Source organism: Paenibacillus sp. GM2, from assembly GCF_900069005.2.
GTDB lineage: Bacteria > Bacillota > Bacilli > Paenibacillales > Paenibacillaceae > Fontibacillus.
Map to the genome: position 1 here is coordinate 76,677 of NZ_LN831272.1, position 21,334 is coordinate 98,010.

Annotated in this window: 19 protein-coding genes and 1 riboswitch; of the genes, 11 read left to right on the forward strand and 8 right to left on the reverse strand. The window is 47.7% G+C overall.

Annotated elements, in window-relative coordinates; all coding sequences use genetic code 11:
* Nucleotides 1-30: 30 nt before the first annotated feature.
* On the reverse strand, nt 31-690 hold the full coding sequence (locus tag BN1360_RS00475; RefSeq protein ID WP_068777952.1) for a YheC/YheD family protein: 660 nt from the start codon (nt 688-690) through the stop codon (nt 31-33).
* 286 nt (nt 691-976) lie between these two features.
* Between BN1360_RS00475 and BN1360_RS00480 the strand changes: the two genes are divergently transcribed.
* Complete coding sequence (locus tag BN1360_RS00480) at nt 977-1,177, forward strand: hypothetical protein (RefSeq protein ID WP_068777953.1); 201 nt, start codon at nt 977-979, stop codon at nt 1,175-1,177.
* A gap of 144 nt (nt 1,178-1,321) precedes the next feature.
* Nucleotides 1,322-2,521, forward strand: a complete 1,200-nt coding sequence (locus BN1360_RS00485) for an AI-2E family transporter (protein ID WP_068777954.1) — start codon at nt 1,322-1,324, stop codon at nt 2,519-2,521.
* Nucleotides 2,522-2,596: 75 nt separating this feature from the next.
* Here BN1360_RS00485 and BN1360_RS00490 read toward each other — a convergent pair whose 3' ends face one another.
* Entirely contained in the window at nt 2,597-2,953 is a 357-nt protein-coding gene (locus BN1360_RS00490; protein WP_068777955.1) for a HesB/IscA family protein, read from the reverse strand.
* A 624-nt stretch (nt 2,954-3,577) separates the two neighbouring features.
* Here BN1360_RS00490 and mqnE point away from each other — a divergent pair.
* Nucleotides 3,578-4,648: an aminofutalosine synthase MqnE gene (gene mqnE, locus BN1360_RS00495; protein WP_068777990.1), complete on the forward strand. Its 1,071-nt coding sequence runs from the start codon at nt 3,578-3,580 to the stop codon at nt 4,646-4,648.
* Between the two features lie 74 nt (nt 4,649-4,722).
* Here the strand turns inward: mqnE and BN1360_RS00500 are convergent, their stop codons facing one another.
* Nucleotides 4,723-4,989, reverse strand: coding sequence for a YuzB family protein (locus BN1360_RS00500; protein ID WP_082789881.1), 267 nt, complete (start codon nt 4,987-4,989; stop codon nt 4,723-4,725).
* A 101-nt stretch (nt 4,990-5,090) separates the two neighbouring features.
* Here BN1360_RS00500 and BN1360_RS00505 point away from each other — a divergent pair, with 101 nt between their 5' ends.
* A complete protein-coding gene (locus tag BN1360_RS00505; RefSeq protein ID WP_068777957.1) occupies nt 5,091-5,336 on the forward strand; it encodes a NifU family protein in 246 nt (81 codons plus the stop codon).
* A gap of 93 nt (nt 5,337-5,429) precedes the next feature.
* On the opposite strand, the gene BN1360_RS00510 is transcribed toward BN1360_RS00505, so the two are convergent.
* Nucleotides 5,430-6,206 carry an SDR family oxidoreductase gene (locus BN1360_RS00510; protein WP_068777958.1) on the reverse strand — a complete coding sequence of 259 codons (777 nt, stop codon included), beginning with the start codon at nt 6,204-6,206 and terminating at the stop codon, nt 5,430-5,432.
* 316 nt (nt 6,207-6,522) lie between these two features.
* Between BN1360_RS00510 and BN1360_RS00515 the strand changes: the two genes are divergently transcribed.
* Both BN1360_RS00515 and BN1360_RS00520 read left to right on the forward strand, forming a co-directional pair.
* Nucleotides 6,523-8,271, forward strand: a complete 1,749-nt coding sequence (locus BN1360_RS00515) for a sensor histidine kinase (protein WP_068777959.1) — start codon at nt 6,523-6,525, stop codon at nt 8,269-8,271.
* A gap of 17 nt (nt 8,272-8,288) precedes the next feature.
* Complete coding sequence (locus BN1360_RS00520) at nt 8,289-9,884, forward strand: response regulator (RefSeq protein WP_068777960.1); 1,596 nt, start codon at nt 8,289-8,291, stop codon at nt 9,882-9,884.
* Nucleotides 9,885-9,886: 2 nt separating this feature from the next.
* On the opposite strand, the gene BN1360_RS00525 is transcribed toward BN1360_RS00520, so the two are convergent.
* On the reverse strand, nt 9,887-11,329 hold the full coding sequence (locus BN1360_RS00525) for a carbohydrate ABC transporter substrate-binding protein (RefSeq protein WP_068777961.1): 1,443 nt from the start codon (nt 11,327-11,329) through the stop codon (nt 9,887-9,889).
* Between the two features lie 344 nt (nt 11,330-11,673).
* Between BN1360_RS00525 and BN1360_RS00530 the strand changes: the two genes are divergently transcribed.
* The 5 genes from BN1360_RS00530 (at nt 11,674) to gnpA (ending at nt 17,473) form a co-directional block, all read left to right on the forward strand.
* Nucleotides 11,674-13,047 (forward strand): carbohydrate ABC transporter substrate-binding protein, encoded by a 1,374-nt coding sequence (locus tag BN1360_RS00530; RefSeq protein WP_068777962.1) that lies wholly within the window; start codon nt 11,674-11,676, stop codon nt 13,045-13,047.
* A gap of 99 nt (nt 13,048-13,146) precedes the next feature.
* Nucleotides 13,147-14,040, forward strand: a complete 894-nt coding sequence (locus BN1360_RS00535; RefSeq protein WP_068777963.1) for a carbohydrate ABC transporter permease — start codon at nt 13,147-13,149, stop codon at nt 14,038-14,040.
* A gap of 12 nt (nt 14,041-14,052) precedes the next feature.
* Entirely contained in the window at nt 14,053-14,937 is an 885-nt protein-coding gene (locus tag BN1360_RS00540) for a carbohydrate ABC transporter permease (protein ID WP_068777964.1), read from the forward strand.
* Nucleotides 14,938-14,943: 6 nt separating this feature from the next.
* On the forward strand, nt 14,944-15,126 hold the full coding sequence (locus BN1360_RS00545; RefSeq protein WP_068777965.1) for a DUF6903 family protein: 183 nt from the start codon (nt 14,944-14,946) through the stop codon (nt 15,124-15,126).
* A 172-nt stretch (nt 15,127-15,298) separates the two neighbouring features.
* A complete protein-coding gene (gene gnpA, locus BN1360_RS00550) occupies nt 15,299-17,473 on the forward strand; it encodes a 1,3-beta-galactosyl-N-acetylhexosamine phosphorylase (RefSeq protein WP_068777966.1) in 2,175 nt (724 codons plus the stop codon).
* 958 nt (nt 17,474-18,431) lie between these two features.
* Here gnpA and BN1360_RS00555 read toward each other — a convergent pair.
* The 3 genes from BN1360_RS00555 to BN1360_RS00565 all read right to left on the reverse strand — a co-directional run bounded on the left by BN1360_RS00555 (nt 18,432) and on the right by BN1360_RS00565 (nt 21,036).
* Nucleotides 18,432-19,289 carry a MetQ/NlpA family ABC transporter substrate-binding protein gene (locus BN1360_RS00555; RefSeq protein WP_068777967.1) on the reverse strand — a complete coding sequence of 286 codons (858 nt, stop codon included), beginning with the start codon at nt 19,287-19,289 and terminating at the stop codon, nt 18,432-18,434.
* A 65-nt stretch (nt 19,290-19,354) separates the two neighbouring features.
* Nucleotides 19,355-20,023 (reverse strand): methionine ABC transporter permease, encoded by a 669-nt coding sequence (locus BN1360_RS00560; protein WP_068777968.1) that lies wholly within the window; start codon nt 20,021-20,023, stop codon nt 19,355-19,357.
* On the reverse strand, nt 20,023-21,036 hold the full coding sequence (locus tag BN1360_RS00565) for a methionine ABC transporter ATP-binding protein (RefSeq protein ID WP_068777969.1): 1,014 nt from the start codon (nt 21,034-21,036) through the stop codon (nt 20,023-20,025). Before BN1360_RS00565 ends, BN1360_RS00560 begins: the two co-directional genes overlap by 1 nt.
* Nucleotides 21,037-21,174: 138 nt before the next feature.
* Nucleotides 21,175-21,326, reverse strand: a riboswitch (SAM riboswitch).
* Nucleotides 21,327-21,334 lie beyond the last annotated feature (8 nt).

Sequence of the window (21,334 nt, forward strand, 5' to 3'; positions counted from 1 at the left end):
TATAAATTTCTTAAATTTGTTGCATTTTTATTACTGCGGCCTCGTGTTGACCTCAAATATCCATACCTTGCCGCTGACATCGATCCCATAATCAAAGCCCAACTGCTCGATTCCCGGAAAAGAACTCTCCATAATTCCGATGCACGTATTCGTTAAATTACGCATCTCTGCACTTTTCTTCTTCGCCATCCCTTTAGGCAATGAACGGCTTAAACCTGAGCGAGCAGACAATTGCGTCCCGCCCTTGCACAGGTTCGTAACGAACAGACCCGGACGAGCCAATCTTCCCACCATTGCCCGATAGGTCCATTTTCCATTTTGCTTTACCACCTTTACACGATAATCGATCGGTCGACCGGCTATCCTGGCCAGGTGTATGCCTTGCTGAATAATATATGAGCGGCGAACCTTCACCCGGTTTAATGCCTGGAGCATCGCATCATAAGTTGAAAAGGATGACCTTCTTGACATATTGGTAAAAGAATAAATCCCGCCTGAATAGGTTACCTTGATTACGCCGTAACCTCCACCGCCACGGACTGGCTTGATGACGACCATACCAAAACTATGCAGCATCTGCTTCAAGGATTCTGAATTAAACTTACGTGTTTGAGGTATGTGGGCAGCCACACTTTCGTTACCGAGCAGTGCTTCTGTCTTCAGCCACTTGTTGGCTAACTGTCTTCCCACGGTTGACGTCCCCCTTTCCGTTATGTGATATTCATACTCGAATGAATGTATTTTTTCTTGTATGTTTGTCCGCGGCAATGGCCTGTTTTATTCGCAACCGCTTTCTATGCAAAATTTCAAATTTAACGTATAGTATGTAGCAGGTGTATAAGTTGAGCTATGGAATGATACAGAAGGCAGCCGGGTGAACTGTTTTTCCGACTGCTATTGCCTGTCACTGACCCAGCTTATAGTTCAACTCATATAGATATAGGAGAATTTTCAGATTACCGGGAGGGACGTTAGTATGTCGGCTTTATTTGGAGTATTGTATTGGTTCGGTATGGTTGCGATGTCGCTGGTGCTCGCCGCGATTACGGTAATTGTGTTCCTGTTCGGCTTCAAGGCAATCAAGACATCCAGCAGAGGGCTTGGAATCAGCTGCATCGTCTTCTCGGTCGTCGCGGCTGGAATGGTAGTTCTCATGGTCAACAAGCAGTTCTTCTAATCACTACATAATCCAGGCAAAAAGAGATTCGTTCCTTTTCACTCCATGAAAGGGTGCGAATCTTTTTTTCTGAAAAATTTGAAACTATATCAATCTAAAACGTATTATTTATATAACAGATTTCTCAGGAGGTTCTACGGCTATATGGAAAACTCACAGACATGGAGCGGACGCTTCAAGAAGCTGTTCATTAACAACCGTTTCGTTCTATTTCTATTGATCTTGCTCTTAATCGGTTTAAATGTACTGGTTTTTTATAAAATCTCCTTCGTGTTCAGACCGATTACCGTATTGTTAAAAACAGTCCTGCTCCCGGTTCTGCTTACCGGAGCGATCTATTACCTGCTTAATCCACTCGTCGATTGGCTGGAGAGAAAAGGGCTCAAACGCGTCTACACGATCGCTGCCCTGTATTTACTGATTATTGGCTTGCTCACCATCGTTATCGTGTCTGTCATTCCGCTCCTCCAGGAGCAGATCATTCGGCTGATTGATAACTTCCCGAGATACAGCTATGAGGTTCAGCTTCAATTCGAAAGTGTGATTGGCAGCGACTTCTTCCATCAATTCCAGTCCACGACAGGATTTGATCCGTCGACCATTGGGGACACCTTCTCCCAACAGGCCACGACGATTCTAAATAGCGCTTGGTCCAGCATTGGCGGCTTCCTTGGGACAATTAAGGATGTCATTCTGGCCATCGCGACCGTGCCATTCATTTTGTTCTATCTGCTGAAAGACGGGAAGAAGCTGCCCCAATACATTCTTAGATTTGTGCCGATCCGCCTGCGGCAGAGCACTCATACAGTAATGACCGAGATGAACGGGCAAATTAGCCATTATATTCGCGGACAGATCATTGTCAGCTTCTGTATCGGTATTCTGATGTACATCGGATTCCTTATTATCGGACTTGATTATTCGCTGATTCTCGCCCTGATTGCTTCCTGCACCAGCATCGTGCCTTATCTGGGCCCGGCGATCGCCATTACACCGGCGCTGATTATCGCTTCAGTCACATCGCCGTTTATGCTGCTCAAGCTGATCGTCGTCTGGACGGTCGTACAATTAATTGAAGGCAAGTTCATCTCGCCGCAAATTATGGGCAAGACGCTGCGAGTTCACCCTATTACAATCATCTTCGTTATTCTGACTGCCGGAAATCTGTTCGGCTTCTTCGGAATTCTGCTCGCGGTTCCAGGATATGCGGTATTGAAGGTCGTCGTGACTCATTTATTCGATTGGTTCGAGCGAAAATCGCATTTATATGATTCCATTGACCCGGCTCAACCGAGTGAATCAAATGAGGACAAATCTGACCCTGTGGATAACCCCGCTCTATAAGGCAAAATTACAGCAAACACAAAAAAACACAGTCCCTGCAAGTAACCTCTGCAGGGACTGTGTTTTATATATATCTCAATCACAAACTTCTGGCTTGCCTTCTTCACCACGCATGCGGAAGGATTGTCCACAGCCGCAGGTAGCGATAGCATTTGGATTGTGGATAGTGAACCCACCGCTCATGCCGGATTCCTGAAAATCGATTTCAAGACCGTTCAGGTAACGGAGATTCTCTTTCTCAACAACCACCTTCACACCCTTGATCTCCATAAACACATCCGCTTCGCTCTCATCATCATCCAGACCCATACTATATGAGAAGCCGCTGCATCCGCCTGGTTTCACCGCTAAACGCAAGAACATATTCGGTATTTCCTGTTCGGCCAGCATATCTTTGATTCGTTCGACGGCACTTTCAGAAATTTCAATCATCCTACGCCCTCCTTAAGATTACTTTCCAAGAGGTCATTCAAAAAAAGGATTGCTTTTTTGAATTCTCACTAATAAAAGTATACTCCACATGGCAACTCCTCTCAAGAGACAGGTTCTATAACGCGCTATGAATTGTCATGATTTTCCTCTAAAATTTAAGTCTTTTCTTCCAGACTTATTGCCCCCTATAAGAATCAAGGTTTATAATAAAGGTTGTTCTAAGAGTCCGCCCGGATTTTTAAACTCGCATTTTAAGCATGTGTTTAAAAATCCAGACCTCCGGCACCGAGAATGTTGGATGAAGCTAGAGACTGAGCGGAGCGTACGTAGAAGGTACGTGAGCACCTGAGATGTTTCCGTAGGAAATATGACTTCTTAAGCATACGTTTTGGCCCGGCTGAATTCAAGATTCGATGTCGAATAGCTTCATGATTTGCTTTGAGACCAAAGGGGGACTTTTTAAACTACCTCTTTATGAGGTTTTACGGGATATGATGAAAATTGCATCCATATAAGCCGGGTTATGCATCGGCTATTTCGTTCAATTTTTCACAGTTCAGATCCAAAGAAGAAACGGAGGTAGACATATTGATTCCAACAGTGATTGAGACAACCGATCAAAGAATGCTTGAAATCGTTAATAAAGTAAGAAACGGTGAGCGACTGACTCTTGAGGACGGGGTATACCTGTATGAGAGCGACGATATTCTGACCATCGGCCAACTGGCCAATGAGGTCAATTTAAGAAAGAATGGCAGGAAAGTTTATTTCATCGAGAACATGACCTTATACTTCACGAATGTTTGTGAATCACACTGCGCATTTTGCAACTTCCGACGCGATGAAGGAGAAGACGGCGCATATACACTGTCCGGTCAAGAGATGATTGCCTACGTCGAGCAGCATATTCATCCTGGCGTACGCGAGTTCCATATTACAGGCGGTCATAATCAACATGTTCCGTTCCAATATTACGTCGACTCATTGAAAGCACTGCATGAGCACTTCCCCGAGGTGACGATCAAAGCCTACACCGCAGCGGAGATCGAGTTCTTCACTCGCATCAGCGGGATGAGCACGAGGGAAGTGTTAGTGGCGCTGCGGCAGGCCGGCCTTAAATCGCTGACTGGCGGCGGAGCGGAGATCCTCTCCGACCAATATCGCCAGAAGATGAAGGTCGAGAAAGCCAATGTCGACCAATATCTTGATGTTCATCGTACAGCTCATCAGCTGGGGATGAAGACACATACCACAATGCTGTACGGAGCAATCGAAAGCCATGAAGACCGCGTACGCCATATGACTCAGATTCGCGAGCTTCAGGATGAGACCGGAGGTTTCATGGTGTTTATTCCTTTGTCTATGCAGCCACGCAACAAGAATGCGGGGATTATGCGCCGCAACTCCGCCTTCGAGGATCTGAAGACGATCGCGATCAGCCGCCTGATGCTGGACAATATTCAGCATATTAAGGCGTACTTCATCAACATCGGCGTACAGCTAACACAAATGGCGCTGGCCTTTGGAGCATCCGATGTGCATGGAACGCTGGTTAGAGAACGGATTAGCCACGCAGCCGGGGCCAATACCCCTGAGGGGCTGACCCGCAAGGAATTAATCTGGCTGGTCAAAGGCGCCGGCAGAATTCCGGTAGAACGGGACACCTTCTACAACGAGATCGAAGTTCACGAATAAGCTGAGCTTTCAAAATGTTTACAGCCGGAGAATAGCCTTCATTTCCCCGGCTGTTTTTATTTGCTCTTATCCAACTATGAATGCCAATCTTCAATCATCCTGATTTCGTGGATTTTGATCATTATTTGGTCATATAGCGCTTCTGCCGTTTCGCCCTCAACGCTCTCTCCATTTACAAGTGCATATGGCGACAAATAACATAACCCGCAGCTCGTCAAACATCCATACTCGTATACATCACAATCGGGCAACTGCCTTATTTTATCCATAATTTCCTCGGTGCCATGGACTGTATTGTGGGTACAATACTCTATAATGGCTCGCAAACGAATCTCCTCCATATTTCCATGCTTGGTCACAAGGCTTATTTTTAATAAACTCTATAAGCATTTAAATTTAAAGTTATTTGTACTATAATAAGATGCGAAAGGAGCTGAAGACAATGAGTGAAAATGTACAAGATAAATTATATGATGAAGTATCCGAAGTTCTGGATAAACTTCGTCCATTCCTGCAACGCGACGGCGGTGACGTAGAACTGGTCGACGTTGAAGACGGAATCGTCAAGTTGAAACTGATGGGTGCTTGCGGTAGCTGCCCAAGTTCAACGATTACTCTGAAAGCCGGGATCGAACGTGCATTGTTCGAAGAAGTAGACGGCGTTCAAGAGGTTGTACAAGTATTCTAATGATATAGCACAGTGGAATTGAATCCAGCATTTATGCTGTATCATGAACCTGGCCCCTCCGGAAATCCGAAAGGGCCAGGTTTTTTCTATTTATCAATCGACAGATCGCTTAATCCATGGCCGGATCGGGTCCAGTCCTCCGGATATATCCATTACATTCCCCGTTATAAAATCCGAATCCGAATGGCACAGGAAAGTGATAACGCGGGCGATATCCTCCCCGCTGCCCGGTCGGCCTAGAGGCGTCTCCCCATCAGATAGCTCACGGGCCTCCTGTATGGAGATTTCCTTGTTGCCGCCGCGGATGTCTCCGGGGCATACCATGTTGACGGTGATGCCATATGACGCCTCTTCAACGGCAAGCGTCTTGGTGAAGGAGACAAGCCCGGTCTTGGCAGCGGCATATACAGCCCGGTGCGGCCACGCCCGGGACTCGGCAGCATGGCCGAAGCCAAAGTGGATGATCCGCCCCCAGCCCTTCTGCCGCATCCCCGGCAAGACGAGGTGGTCCAGCAGCATCGTCCCGACCAGGTTCCCGTCAATCATCGCCAGAATTTCCGTCTGATCATAATCAGCGAACATACGGCGCTCGCGAATGAACGGGCCGGCATTGTTCACCAGAATATCCACCGTGCCCAGCTGGTCATTCACCTGCTGTACCAAGCCTTCAAGCTGCTCCCTGCGAGAGATATCCGTCTTTACCGCAATCGCGCGAACACCCAGCTCTTCGATCTCGCGCTGCAGGGACTGTGCTTCCCTCTCGCTATGTACGTAATTAATTGCTATATCGCATCCCTGCTCCGCCAGCATCAACGCCGTCTTCTTCCCGAGACCTTTGGCACTTCCGGTAATAAGGGCTACTTTTCGCATCTTTTGTCCTTCTCCTTCTTAAAGAGGATATTCCAGAAGTCTACTCCAGCCCTCTCGCTGCTGAGAATCAGCTTTCGGCTTCGACCTTGAGAATACACACTTAATCCCTTTTTATTAAGTATAAGAGATTTGAAGCATTCCCTCAAACCCGCATTTATCCATAACTATCAAAACTTCCACTTATTTTCCAATTAAAATAGACTATTTTATTTTCTTTATGGATTATTCTATCTACTCACAGCAAATGTACACTGAATTACTGGTGAGGCTGCAAAGCTATGATAAAATATGTTTAACAAATTGAAGGGGCAATTCTATGTTACGTCAATTTAAAATCCAGCATCGATTAATTGGTACCTTCTTAGTCGTATCCATCCTTCCGATCCTGTTCCTAGGGTATTATTCCTATCAGCTCTATTCGGAATCGATCAATGATAAGCTCAGCAAATCAACCTATCAGGCCCTGACCTTGGTCAACAAAAATCTGTTGGCCGAGCTGCAAAATTATCAATATTTGGCCGGCTCTATTTCAACCAACAATTTTGTTCAGGAAAGCTTGTCCAAGGGATTGGATCATCAGCCCATCAATGAAACGGCCAAAGAGGATGCAATGGACGCTATCTTTCGGACCATATTCCCGTCTCATGTTGTCAATGTAAGCATATTCGATGCGAACCATCGTCTATTCTATGAATTAGGTTTTGAGACGGTGGATAATCACTCTCTCGAGAAAGCGATGCATGAAGTGGATGCAAACGCCCCCTATGACGGCCTTACTTATGTCAAGACGATCCGTTCCTTTGATACCGTTGTGCTCGGGCGTAAAATTCATGCTATAGACGACAGTACCGTACCTATCGGTTATGCTTTTATCTTTATCAGCGGGGATTTATTCTCCAGAAATATTTTATCCAGCGTCAATCTTGGAACCGGTTCCAAACTGATGATTATGGGGCGTGATGGAAGCGTGCTGTCGGCCAATGAAGAAGGGATTCCTCTGGGTGGGCCTTATGCCGATCCGGATCTCTTCCAGCAGATTAAAGAACATCAACAGAAGGACATCCATTCCTTCTCCCTGCAGGTGAACAATGCAGGGCAGCAGGTCTCTTATATATACAATGAACAAATCGGCTGGTATCTCATCTCCATGATGCCCTTCTCTTATATCAATTCGGAGACGAGCAAAATAACCGTCAGCATGACGATTATTATGATCCTGATGGCCATAACCTGCATTATTATTATCTCTTTTATGAGCAGCAGCATTGTCAAACCGATCAAGAAGATTATCAGCTTCTGCAATCAAATATCGACCGGCAACTTCTCCAACCGCATTAAGGATGATCAGGAGGACGAGATGGGGATTCTCTCCTACAAAATCAATATGATGGTGGATGAAATTGAGCACCTGATGCATAATCAGCGACTGGATCAGAAACGCAAGCGGGAATTGGAGTTTCAGATGCTGCAATCGCAGATCAATCCCCACTTCCTGTTCAATACGCTAAATACGCTGCGTTGGCTGGCCATTATCAATCATGTTCCGGTGCTGAGCAATGGAATCAGTTCCTTATCAGAGCTGCTCCGCAGCACGATCCTGGACCGAGACGAGCAAATTACAATCCGCCAGGAAATCGAAAACTTAAGCAACTATTTTGAAATACAGAAAATTCGTTACGCCGATAGCTTCCAGGTTGAATACGACATCGATGAGGAGCTGCTTGATTGTCTGATCCCGAAATTCATTCTGCAGCCGGTCGCCGAGAACGCGATTATCCATGGACTGTCAGAGCACGGCAAAGCTATTGAGATCAGGATCAAAGTTCAGCAGAAGAATGATCTCATCTGCATCGAGATTATCGACAACGGTAAAGGCTTCGATACGAGCGTAGTTCAAGACCCGGATACGGCTGCGAATAGCAAGAAGCTGTCCGGGATCGGAATTACCAATGTCGATGAACGAATCAAGCTCTACTACGGGGAAAGTTACGGGTTGTTCATTACTAGTGTTATTGGGGAAGGCACCTGCTGTAAAATAATTATACCTACGCATAAGACACCTTAGATGAGGAGGTAATTTCAATGTATAATGTACTGCTAGTGGATGACGAACCTATCGTGAAAATCGCACTGAGAACGATGATTGCCTGGGAAGCGCTAGGCTTCCCGATTTGTGGAACCGCTTCAGACGGAGCAGAGGCGTTAGCATTAATTGAGAAATTACACCCTGACATCATCATTACCGATCTGAAAATGCCAAATATGGACGGTCTGCAATTAATCCGGGAGTTGAACAACCTGAATTATCCCGGCAAGGTGATCGTTGCCAGCAATTTTGGCGATTACGAGCTTGTGCGCGAAGCATTGCTTCTAGGTGCCGTCGATTATATGCTCAAGATCAGCATCAAAACCGATGATCTGATTGCCCAGCTTCACAAGACAGCCAAGCTGCTGGAGGAACAGCAGCAAACCTTGCAGGAGCAGGATATGAGACAAATGATGCAGAACAGTCTCAAAAGTGTTAAGAATTCTATTTTGAAAGATTATTTTCATGACACAGACTATGAATTAGAGCATTTTGTACAGGACAAGCAAATTACCTTGAATATGGCGGATACCCCCTGCTATCTGTTCTACATTACGTTCGATCTGGACAAATCCGCGGGTCACAATGAGAAATCCGATATCTCTCTCGCTTTCATTGAGAATACGATTCTCGACCTCATCGATGACGCTGGCGACGTCGAACTATTTCAGGTTGGCATGGGCGGCATCGCAGCCATGATCTCCAGGAAGCAGCTGGAGAAGCACCAAGGTGATCCGATAAGCTTCATCAACAAAATACGCAAATTAATCCAGATGTATATCTCTATAGAACCGCTTATCGTCTATTCCCGTGAGATCCAGGGATATGAGGCGGCGAGGCAGGCCTATTGGGCTTGCAAGGATGCCTTGAATATTAATTTCTATGAGCATTCTTCCGTCATCTGCGAGCAGGATATCAGGTTTGTACAAGAGCTGGAGCATGCTAATTACGTGGATTATTCCAACTCGCTGCTGCGCCACTGGCAAGAGCTGGGACGAGGAAGCATTTCAGGATTGCTGGAGGATTTTGTCGAGCAGTGCAAACAGAGCAGCATTCACCCTACCGCCGTCAAAGCCTTTATGCTGAAATGCCTCGAGTATATTCAGTTATGTGAAGACAAAGTCCGGGTCGATCATGAAGAGGAATATGAGCGCTATAAAAAAGCGCTGCTGCAATGCAAAGATACAGCCTCCTTATTGAGGACAGCGACTTTGGCCATCGAGCATCTTCGTCTGGTAAACGAGGCCTCTGATGCGCCTGCCCTGAAGAAGGTCGTGCTGGACGTCATGGATTATGTCGAAGCCCATTATCAGGATAAGATCACGCTGGAAATGATCTCCACGTACGTGAATTTCAGTGAGAACTACCTGTGCCGTGTTTTCAAAGAACAGGTTGGTATGAGTCCGATCAGTTATATTAATACGGTGAAAATGAATAAGGCCGCCGCTCTGATTGCAAGTGGACATACTTATATGAAAGAAGTAGCAGCGCTCGTAGGCATCAGCGATCAATTCTACTTTAACCGCCTGTTTAAGAAACAGTTTGGCGTTTCTCCTTCGAAATATAAGGGTCAAAATAAGCAGGCAAGATAGAATTATTTTGCGGGTGTGCGCATCTCGGTCTGAATCTGCGCGAAGACCTGCTCCACCCGCTCCATCCATTGCTCTGTCGTCATCTTCCCCGTCATAATCGACGTCATGGACTGTCTGAATAGAACATTCTTAATATCGATCTTAGAGCCCTTCGGGAGCGCCTTCCAATCTTGAAAGATCGCCGTTGCACCGTCATAGGCACTGAACATCTCATACACGCCTGGCGTTAGATACGGCTTCGAGAGCTCCTGAGCCCCCTTCAGAGCAAAAGCACCATTGGATTTCTGCGCGAACAATTTGACCGATTCATCGGTGTACAGGAACTTGAGGAACTCCTTGGCCAGCTCCGGATTTTTGGCTCGTAAGGGAATCGAAAATTGTTCATAGCTGGACAGAATATAGCGCTCGTCCTCCTTGTGGAAGACCGGCACGGGAATCATACCGAATTCAAAGCCCTCTTCCCGCGGCGAATCCTTCATTTCATTCTCCATCCAGTTCCCATTCACGATAAAAATGGCCTTGCCCTGCATCATATCAGTCTGGGATTGAGTGTGGTTCAAATTCACCGTACCATCCATCAGATAGCCTTCCAGGCCGATCTTGGCGAAGGTATCCAGAACCTTCTTCACCTCATCCGTCTCGAACGAACCCGGCTCATAAGAGAAAATTTTCTTCAATGGATCGATGCCCGCCGCGTTCGCCAGGGAAGGATACATGATCTCCTCGAGGTAATCCGGATAAATCCCCTGATAAGTAAATAAAGCCCTCTTGACCTTGCGGCCGTTCGCATCGGTCAGATAGTTCTCCTCTTTCTCCAGTTCCTTCCCCAGTGCGAAGAACTCGTCCCAGGTTTCCGGCAGCTTCCATCCCTTCTCCCGGAACAGATTCTTATTGTAGATGAGACCCATTGGCCCTGCATTAAACGGAGCCATATATATTTTGCCGTCCTGATAAGGCGAGAACCTGGTGCTCTCCAGCATGCCTGGCAGAACCATGTCCTTCAGCTTCACATCTTTATCAAGCGCCTTGCTCTCGAATACATCCGTCAGATCAAGCAGGCCCTTCTCTTTCACCAATGAAGTAATTAACCCACTCTGCTCCGTATCGGCCACAGCCAACAGATCCGGCGGATTGCCGGCGACGAGCTGAGGCCGGACCACATCGCCAATTCTCGGACTAATGGTCATATCCACCTTGACCCCGGGATAGGCTTCCTCAAATTGGCTAACGATTTCCTTCCAATACTCAGGGCCATATCCCCCCATAAACACCGCTATGCTCAATTCCTTATTTTTGAACTTCCCGGCAGCATGATTCAGATCGTCATTCGAGACTTCATCCGCAGACTGCTCCGCCCCATGGCCAACGATGATGTGGTTGCTTATATAAATCATACAGAAGAGACTTATCGCTACGATGGCTAATAGGCTGATTTTTTTCTTCATTGCGCTTCGGCTCCTAGATCCTATTATGTCTTATACCTCTTTCATTCTACTATAACATTCGATCGCCCTGCGTAAACGCGAAAATCCATGTACAAAATTAGCTTTTATTCCTGGGTGATGAATGCTGCCGATCCTGCTCAAATTCCGATTATAGATAATTTTTGCATATCCATGGACTATTCTCCTGACATCGCCTGAACCCATTGAAAGCAATGATCCAGATAGGCTAATTTGAATATGCCGGAAGTCATCGGCCATCCTTCGCAGGAGATGGCTCCGAGAAACACGAGAAACATCCAAGGTTTCTCCAAATCGTTGTACAGACAATTTCAGGAGGGGTAAACATGAAAAAGCTTCTTAGCCTTGCGCTCGCTGCAACACTTACATTAAGCCTGGCTGCATGCGGCGGCAACAACAGCAGCACAAACTCAAGCTCCAATGCAGGGAATGAGCCGGCTTCGACCAACTCGCAGACCACCAGCAACGAGAAGCGCACTTTAAAAGTATCCGCTTTGGAAACCGCTTACGGTGCGGATGTATGGCATGAAATTGCCACCGCTTTCGAGAAGGTTAATCCGGAAGTCAAGGTTGAGCTGACCATCGACAAGAACCTTGAAGACGTGATTGGACCGGGCATGAAATCCGGTGATTTCCCCGACGTGATTCATCTGGCAGTGGGGCAGCCTAAGGGACTGACGGAAACATTTGTCAAGGACAACAACCTCACCGATCTCAGCGATGTACTCTACATGACTGTCCCAGGTGAAAGCGCTACCGTTGGCGATAAGCTGATTCCAGGCTTTACCGACACGACCATCACCAATCCATATGGAGACGGCAAGACCTATCTGATGCCTATGTTCTATAGCCCATGCGGCCTGTTCTTTAACGCAGCGTTATTCGAACAGAAGGGCTGGGATGTACCGCAAACCTGGGAAGAGATGTGGGCGCTGGGCGACAAAGCAAAAGCCGAAGGCATCTCCCTGTTCGCCTATCCGACGACTGGATACTTCGACGCCTTCTTCTACGCCTTGCTAAATGAAGCCGGCGGACCAGAATTCTTCACACAAGCGATGAATTACACAGAAGGAATCTGGCAGACACCGGAAGCCGCCAAAGCATTCGACGTAGTTGATAAGCTGGCCGGGTACACCGAAAAGACCGTACCTGCCAACGGCAACAAAGATAACTTTGTAAAAAATCAACAGCTGATTCTCGATAACAAAGCGCTGTTCATGCCAAACGGAACCTGGGTAGTCGGTGAAATGAGCAAGGCGCCTCGTGCCGACGGCTTCAAATGGGGCTTCACGGCATTGCCTGCTCTGACCGACGGCGGAGATCGCTATTCCTATACATTCTTTGAGCAGGTCTGGGTTCCGGCCAAAGCGGAGAACGCGGATCTGGCCAAACAGTTCATTGCCTATCTGTATTCCGATGAAGCAGCTTCCATCTTTGCAAAGGTTGGCGCAGTTCAACCCATCAAGGGAATGTCCGACAAGCTGGAAGGCGATAACCAACTGTTCTACAGCATTTATGATTCCGGCGCCAAAGCCGCTATGGGCGCATTTGCAACTACCGACCCGGTGGAAGGCGTAAGCATCTCGGACACGGTATTCGGTACTGTGGATTCGTTGGTAACGAAGTCCAAGACAAAGGATCAATGGGTTGAAGCCATTACAAAAGCGAGCGATGCTCTGCGCGGCGCATTGAAGAAATAGAATAACTGCTGTGTATGAGCTAAGTAAGCATTATTGAAAATGATGGTGGTCAGCCCAGGCTGTCCACCGTTATTTTTACTTTAGGAGGGAGCTGGACCCATGAATAACAGAAAAGGACGCGGCCGCTTCATATTTTTCTGTCTTGCGCCTGCAGTCATTCTTTTTACTATCTTTCTGATTATTCCTACGATTGACGTATTCCGCATGTCTCTATATAAATGGGGCGGATATACAGATAACAAAACCTTTGTAGGAATGCAGAATTTCTCAAAGCTGTTCCAGAGCGATAAATTCTACCAATCATTCCAGAACAGCATTCTGCTGATCGTCGTTGTGTCCATCGTGACCTTCGCCTTCGCTCTTATCTTTGCGTCTATGCTGTCGCGCGAGAAATTAAAAGGACAAAATTTCTTTCGGATCATCTTTTATATTCCAAATATCCTGTCCATCGTCGTTATCAGCGCTATTTTCTCAGCGATTTATGACCCGAACAGCGGTCTGCTGAACGCATTCCTGAATTTGTTCCGCAGCGCCAGCTCAGACCCGATTCTCTGGCTTGGCGATCAGAAGATCGTCATTTACAGCTTGAGCGGCGCCATGGTCTGGCAGGCCATCGGTTACTACATGGTTATGTATATGGCGAGCATGGCCAACATTCCCGAGAGCTTGTATGAATCTGCTGATCTTGAAGGCGCCGGACGAATTCATCAATTTTTCAGCATCACCATTCCGCTGATCTGGACAAATATCCGCACGACGCTGACCTTCTTCATCATCAGTACGATCAATATGAGCTTCTTGTTCGTCATGGCGATGACGGGCGGCGGACCGGACGGTGCGACCGAGGTGTTCCTCAGCTATATGTACAAGGAAGCCTACACGAATTCCTCATATGGCTACGGCATGGCTATCGGCGTTATCGTATTTCTGTTCTCGTTCGCGCTTGCCGCTATCTTGAATGCGGCCACCAAGCGAGAGCATTTGGAATATTAAGGAGGGGACAAAATGAGTCCAGAACATCAGCATAGCAGCAATAAATTGTATAAATTCTTTATTTATCTTCTGCTGATTACCCTTGCGGTTGTCATCATCGTCCCTGTTGGCTGGGCTTTCCTCGCTTCGATCAAGCAGGACGTTGAATTTTATGGCAGCCCTTGGGCCCTACCGGAAGGTTTCCATCTTCAGAACTTTGCGGACGCCTGGCAAAAGGCGAAGATGGGCAGTTATATGCTCAACTCCGTGGTTACGACGGCGATTGCCCTTGTTTTGCTGCTTGTCATAGCCCTGCCGGCCGCCTATGTGCTGGCCAGATACAAGTTCAGAAGCAGCAGCTTCTGGAACATGCTATTTATGGCCGGTTTATTTATCAACATTAACTATATCGTCGTTCCGATCTTTCTGATGCTCAACAATGGGGACAAATCGCTGCGCAGTCTCCTCGGGCAGCCCTTCCTTCTCAACAATCTGTTCATTCTGGCGCTCGTCTATGCCGCGATGGCTCTGCCCTTCACGATCTATCTGCTATCCGGCTATTTCAAGACCTTGCCTAAGGAATATGAAGAAGCGGCTTCCGTGGACGGTGCCGGTTATTTCCGTACGATGGTTCAGGTTATTATGCCCATGGCCAAGCCCAGCATCGTGACCGTCATTCTGTTCAACTTCCTCTCCTTCTGGAACGAATATATTATCTCGATGACCTTGCTGACCAAGCCAGGACTAAGAACGCTGCCTGTAGGTTTGATGAACCTGATGGCCGCTCAGAAATCCGCCGTCCAATACGGTCAGATGTATGCGGGTCTGGTGCTGGTTATGCTGCCGACCCTGATCCTCTATATGCTTGTACAAAAAAAGCTCACCCAAGGCATGACTATGGGCGGGCTGAAAGGGTAAGGTGCCATGATGAACGATTCTCCGAGAACGATGCTACGTTATTTGCTCATGCTGGTCGTTTTTATTATCGCCATGATCCTGGTCATCACCGGTCAGAAGAGTATTGGTCCCGCCGGGTTAGGCACGATGCTAATCGGGCTTGGCCTGCTGGTTGGCCTGCTATGGTTCTATAATAAACAATATAAATAGAGGTGGTTTAAAAAGTCCCCTTTAATAAGAGAACCCGATCGAAGCTTATTCAAGGGCTTATTCAAAAATAAGCCACCGCGATTTTAGCGTTTTGAAAAAACGCACATTGCGAGCATAAGCTTCGGGTACTAAAATCCGACTTTTTAAACACTATAAATAGGAGTGATTCTCTATGGCTAACAGAAAAGGCCGTGTAACGATTCCAACAGATCTGGACGTGATCTCGCAAACCCATGACATTATGGAGCGCTGGGGCGCCGATGCTATACGAGATTGCGACGGTACCGACTTTCCGTCCGAACTCAATAAAATTGATGCCAAGGTCTACTCTACTTACTATACGACTCGCAAAGATAATAAATGGGCGCTGGCGAATCCGGACGAAATTCAGCAGATGTATCTGATGACTCCATTTTATACGGCCACAGCCGCTGAACTGACCATCCCACTGATGAAGGGCCTGTATCCGGATATGCTTAAGGTGAACGATCAGGATGATATAGCCCGCTGGTGGGAGGTCATTGACCGCACAACCGGCGAAGTCGTGCCAACCGCACGCTGGAGCTATGATCCGGCAACGGAGAGCGTGACGATGGAGGCCGTTCGGTACCATGACTATACAGTAAGCTTCCTCGCTTATATCATGTGGGATCCGGTGCATATGTATAATTCGGTGGTTAATGACTGGAAGGATGTGGAGCATCAAGTCACTTTTGATGTCAGACAACCCAAAACCCATAAATTTACGATGGAGCGCATTCGCAAATTTATTGAGGAGCATCCTTATGTCAATGTGATCCGATTCACGACATTTTTCCACCAATTTACGCTTATTTTCGATGAGCTGGCACGAGAGAAATATGTGGACTGGTATGGCTATTCTGCCTCAGTCAGCCCCTATATTCTTGAGCAATTCGAGCAGGAAGCCGGATATACATTCCGACCTGAATTTATTATCGATCAAGGCTATTTCAACAATACGTACCGGATTCCTTCCAGGCAGTTCCGTGATTTCCAGGCCTTCCAGCGACGGGAAGTCGCCAAGCTGGCCAAGGAGATGGTCGATATTGTCCATGAATACGGCAGGGAAGCCATGATGTTCCTCGGCGATCATTGGATCGGCACCGAACCGTTCATGGAGGAATTCGCCTCGATTGGGCTGGATGCGGTTGTCGGCAGTGTGGGCAACGGCTCGACCCTGCGCCTGATCAGCGATATTCCTGGCGTAAAATATACCGAAGGCCGGTTCCTGCCCTACTTCTTCCCGGACACCTTCCATGAAGGCGGAGACCCGATACGGGAAGCCAAAGTGAATTGGGTAACGGCCCGCCGCGCCATTCTACGCAAACCCATCGACCGGATCGGCTATGGCGGTTATCTGAAGCTGGCGCTCGATTTCCCTGAATTCGTAGATTACGTAGAGAGCGTCTGCGATGAATTCCGGACGTTGTATGACAATGTTCAAGGAACAACGCCTTATTGCGTGAAGACGGTAGCTGTACTCAACTGCTGGGGCAAGATGAGAGCCTGGGGCAACCATATGGTTCATCATGCCCTCTATTACAAGCCTAACTACAGCTATGCCGGCATTATTGAGGCGCTTTCCGGAGCGCCGTTTGACGTTAGATTCATTAGCTTCGACGATATTAAGCAGAATCCAGGCATGCTCGAAGAGATTGATGTTATTCTTAACATCGGGGACGGCGATACCGCTTATACTGGCGGCGACTGGTGGCTGGATCCGGAGATCGCAACCGCTATTAAGAAATTCGTGCATGAAGGCGGCGGCTTCATTGGCGTTGGCGAGCCGGCGGCCCACCAGGCTAACGGACGTTACTTCCAGCTGACCAACATTCTCGGTGTAGAGCAGGAAAGAGGCTTCACGCTGGGCTATGATAAATACAATTGGACCGAGCATGATCATTTCATTACTTCCGATTGCCAAACCGATGAACAAGGACAGAAGCTAATCGACTTCGGCGAGGGAAAGAAACATATATTCGCCCTGGAAGGTGCGACCGTGCTGCGCCATATCGACAAAGAGGTGCAACTCGCCGTAAATGAGTTCGGCCAGGGACGTGGAGTATATATCAGCGGCCTGCCTTACAGCTTCGAGAACAGCCGGCTGCTGTATCGCGCCATTTTATGGAGCGCCCACAGTGAGGATGAACTGCATCGCTGGTTCAGCGACAACTACAATGTCGAGGTTCATGCTTATGTGAAAAACGGCAAATACTGCGTAGTCAACAACACCTATGAGCCGCAGCAAACCACCGTCTATCGTGGAGACGGTTCCAGCTTCGAGCTCCGGCTGGATGCGAATGAAATCAAGTGGTACGAGATTTAGCAATAGTCGTGCAAATAAAAAGAAACCAATCCTGGCGGACTTTTAACGTCCGCAAAGGATTGGTTTCTTGATTTTTATAGCCGCCTCCTTCACCGGAAGGCCGCTGAATTCAAGATTCGATGTCGAGCCCCTTCCCTGAAATGCTTCGTGTTAGATATAGAATTCTTTCGTTATCAGCGGAGCTGATGAATTCTATATCGCAAGAAAACCCACCTCTGAATCGCGGTCGCCCAACCCTGAAATAACTTCGATCTGGTTTTCTTATCAAAAGCGGTCTTTTTGAACTTCCTCTCCAAATAAAGGTTCAAAAAGATCGGTTTTCAGCACCGAGAAGATTGGATGAAGCCAGGGACTGAGGAGCGCAGCGTACGTTGTGGGTACGTGAGCACCGGAAGGCCCGGCTGAATTCAAGATTCGATGTCGAGCCCCTTCCTTGAAATGCTTCGTGATCAAAAGCGATCTTTTTGAACTTCCTCTCCAAATAAAGGTTCAAAAGATCGGTTTTCAGCACCGAGAAGATTGGATGAAGCCAGGGACTGAGGAGCGCAGCGTACGTTGTGGGTACGTGAGCACCGGAAGGCCCGGCTGAATTCAAGATTCGACGCCGAGCCACTTCCCTGAAATGCTTCGTGTTAGATATAGAATTCTTTCGTTATCAGCGGAGCTGATGAATTCTATATCGCAAGAAAACCCACTTCTGAATCGCGGTCGCCCAACCCTGAAATAACTTCGATCTGGTTTTCTTATCAAAAGCGATCTTTTTGAACTTCCTCTCCAAATAGAGGTTCAAAAAGACCGGTTTTCAGCACCGAGAAGATTGGATGAAGCCAGGGACTGAGGAGCACAGCGTACGTTGTGGGTACGTGAGCACCGGAAGGCCCGGCTGAATTCAAGATTCGATGTCGAGCCCCTTCCTTGAAATGCTTCGTGATCAAAAGCGATCTTTTTGAACTTCCTCTTAGAATACAGGTACTAGCGCACCTTTATAAGTATCCTCAATAAACGTCCTTACATCGTCGGAAGTCAGCGCTTTGGCTAGCTTCTGAATCGCGTCGGAATCCTTATTGTCCGGACGGGCAACGAGAATATTTGTATAAGGGGAATCCTTATCTTCAATGAACAGAGCGTCTGTCAACGGGTTCAGGTCAGCCTTCAGCGCATAGTTCGTATTGATCAAGGCCAGATCAACCTCATCCAATTGACGCGGCAGCATAGCTGCATCCACTTCTTTAATTTTCAGGTTCTTTGGATTTTCCGTAATGTCTTTGGAAGTAGCTGTAATTCCGGCATCCGGGTTCAGCTTGATCAGACCTTGCTTCTCAAGCAAGAGCAACGCGCGTCCGCCGTTGGTTGCATCATTTGGAATAGCGACAGCTGCACCATCTGCAAGTTCATCCACAGACTTAATTTTCTTCGAATATGCGCCAAATGGCTCAACATGCACACCTACGACAGACACCAGATCGAAGTTGTTCTGTGTGTTCTGCTCGTCAAGATACGGCTGATGTTGGAAATAGTTCGCATCCAGCTGCTTCTCGTATACTTGTACGTTTGGCTGTACGTAGTCAGAGAATTCCTTGACTTCAAGCTCAATGCCTTCTTCCTTTAACGCTGGAGCAATATGCTTAAGAATGTCCGCATGAGGCGAAGTCGCCCCCACAACCAGCTTCACAGGCTTATCCGTCTGTGTATTCTCACTACCGGCAGCGCTGCTATTGCCCGCCGTATTATTCGCTCCCTTGTCTCCGTTGCTTCCGCAAGCAGATACCACCAACACCAACACAAGCGTCAACAGGGTAAGACTCCACTTCTTCATACAGTATGACCTCCTAATAATTTAATTTGAATAAGGACAGAACAGCTTATATATTTAGTAATTCCTTATTTCCTCGTAAAATAAATGACCAGCCGGTCGCCCAGCATTTGCAGCACCTGCACCAAAACAACCATGAAAATAACCGAAACGATCATAACTTCCTTCTCATAACGGTAGTAGCCATATCGGATGGCCAGGTCCCCCAGGCCACCCCCGCCAATCATCCCTGACATCGCGGTATAGGACACAAGGGTAACCACTGTGATCGTGATCCCTGCGAGCAGGCCTGGCAGTGATTCCGGCAGCAGCACCTTGCGAATAACCTGGAGCGGGGTTGCCCCCATCGCCTGCGAAGCTTCGATCACACCGCGATCGACCTCGCGCAGCGCCGTCTCGACGAGACGAGCGAAAAACGGGGCGGCGGCAATCACCAGCGGAGGGATCGTCCCTTGCACACCGGAGGAGACTCCGACGATGGCACGGGTGAGCGGGATTAGAGCAACGATTAGAATGATGAACGGTACCGAACGGATAATATTAACGATAAATGACATGACTCTGTATACCCACTGCAATACCGTGGAATTAGAACGTGAGGAAACATATAACAGCACCCCCAGCGGCAAGCCAATTATGAGCGTAAACAAAGTTGAATACAGCATCATTTGCAGCGTGTCCACCGAAGCCGTTCCCATCTCGGACCAATCAATCTTCGAGAAATCAAGACCCCACATCACTCCATCACCTCCACATCAAGTTCACGCTCTCTTAACCGTGCTATTGTACGGCTAACATCATCATGGCTGCCCTCAAAGGATACGGTAAGTTTCCCATATGGCGTATCCTTGATCGTCGATATCGTGCCCTGCAAAATAGCGAAGTTAACGCCGGTCTCACGTACCACTTGCGACATAATTGACTCATAGGTCTTCGCACCGAGGAATGTGATCCTTGCCAGCTTGGATCCGCTTGCCAGCGAGGCCGCCGCCAGCTTGAAGCCTTCCTCCCCTTGGGCATCGCGATCAATGAATTCCTTCGTCACAGAATGCTTGGGCTTCAGAAATACTTCTGCCACCGGCCCCTCCTCGACGATACCACCCGCATGTATAACAGCGACACGGTCACAGATGCTCTGGATTACATGCATCTCATGGGTTATTAACATGATCGTTAAGCCAAACTTCTTATTAATATCCAGCAGCAGCTTGAGAATGGAATCCGTCGTCTGCGGGTCAAGTGCGGAAGTTGCCTCATCGCAGAGCAGTACATCCGGATCGCTGGCCAGCGCCCGGGCGATACCGACACGCTGCTTCTGCCCCCCCGACAGCTGGGAAGGATATTTATTGCGATGTTCCTGAAGTCCGACCAGCTCAAGCAGCTCACTGACCTTCTTCTCAATCTCTTGCTTCGGTGTATGAATCAACGTCAGCGGAAATGCGATATTATCAAACACTGTTGCCGAAGAGAGCAAGTTAAAATGCTGGAATATCATACCGATCTTTCGCCGCTTCTCCTGCAAATCCCGCTTGTTCAGCTTTGTCAGCTCCACACCGCCAACCCAAATTTCGCCTTCCGTTGGACGCTCCAGCAGATTGATACAGCGGATCAGCGTGCTCTTTCCCGCGCCGGAATGACCGATCACGCCGAATATCTCGCCTTTGCCAACGGATAGATTAAGTCCGGATAAGGCTGTTGTCTTCTTCTTTTTGTCGCCATAAGTCTTCGTTAGCTGCTTGAGTTCAATCATAGCGAATTGCCCCCCACTACAATGATGAATTGCGGTTGACCGCTTCTTTCACCACTGTTAATCATCAATCGTCCAGAAAATATAAGAAAAGAGCCCCTGCACAGATTCAAAGGGCTCTCTTTACGTAAAGACAATGCCTTCTCATCTGCCAAAGCCCTGCCTGCCATAAGCAAACAGACTTTGAAGGAATTAGCACCATGACATTTATCGATTCCGGTATCGTACCAAACATCGGATAAATCGGTTGCCGGGCTTCATCGGGCCTTTCCCTCCGCCACTCTAGATAAGAAAATATTAT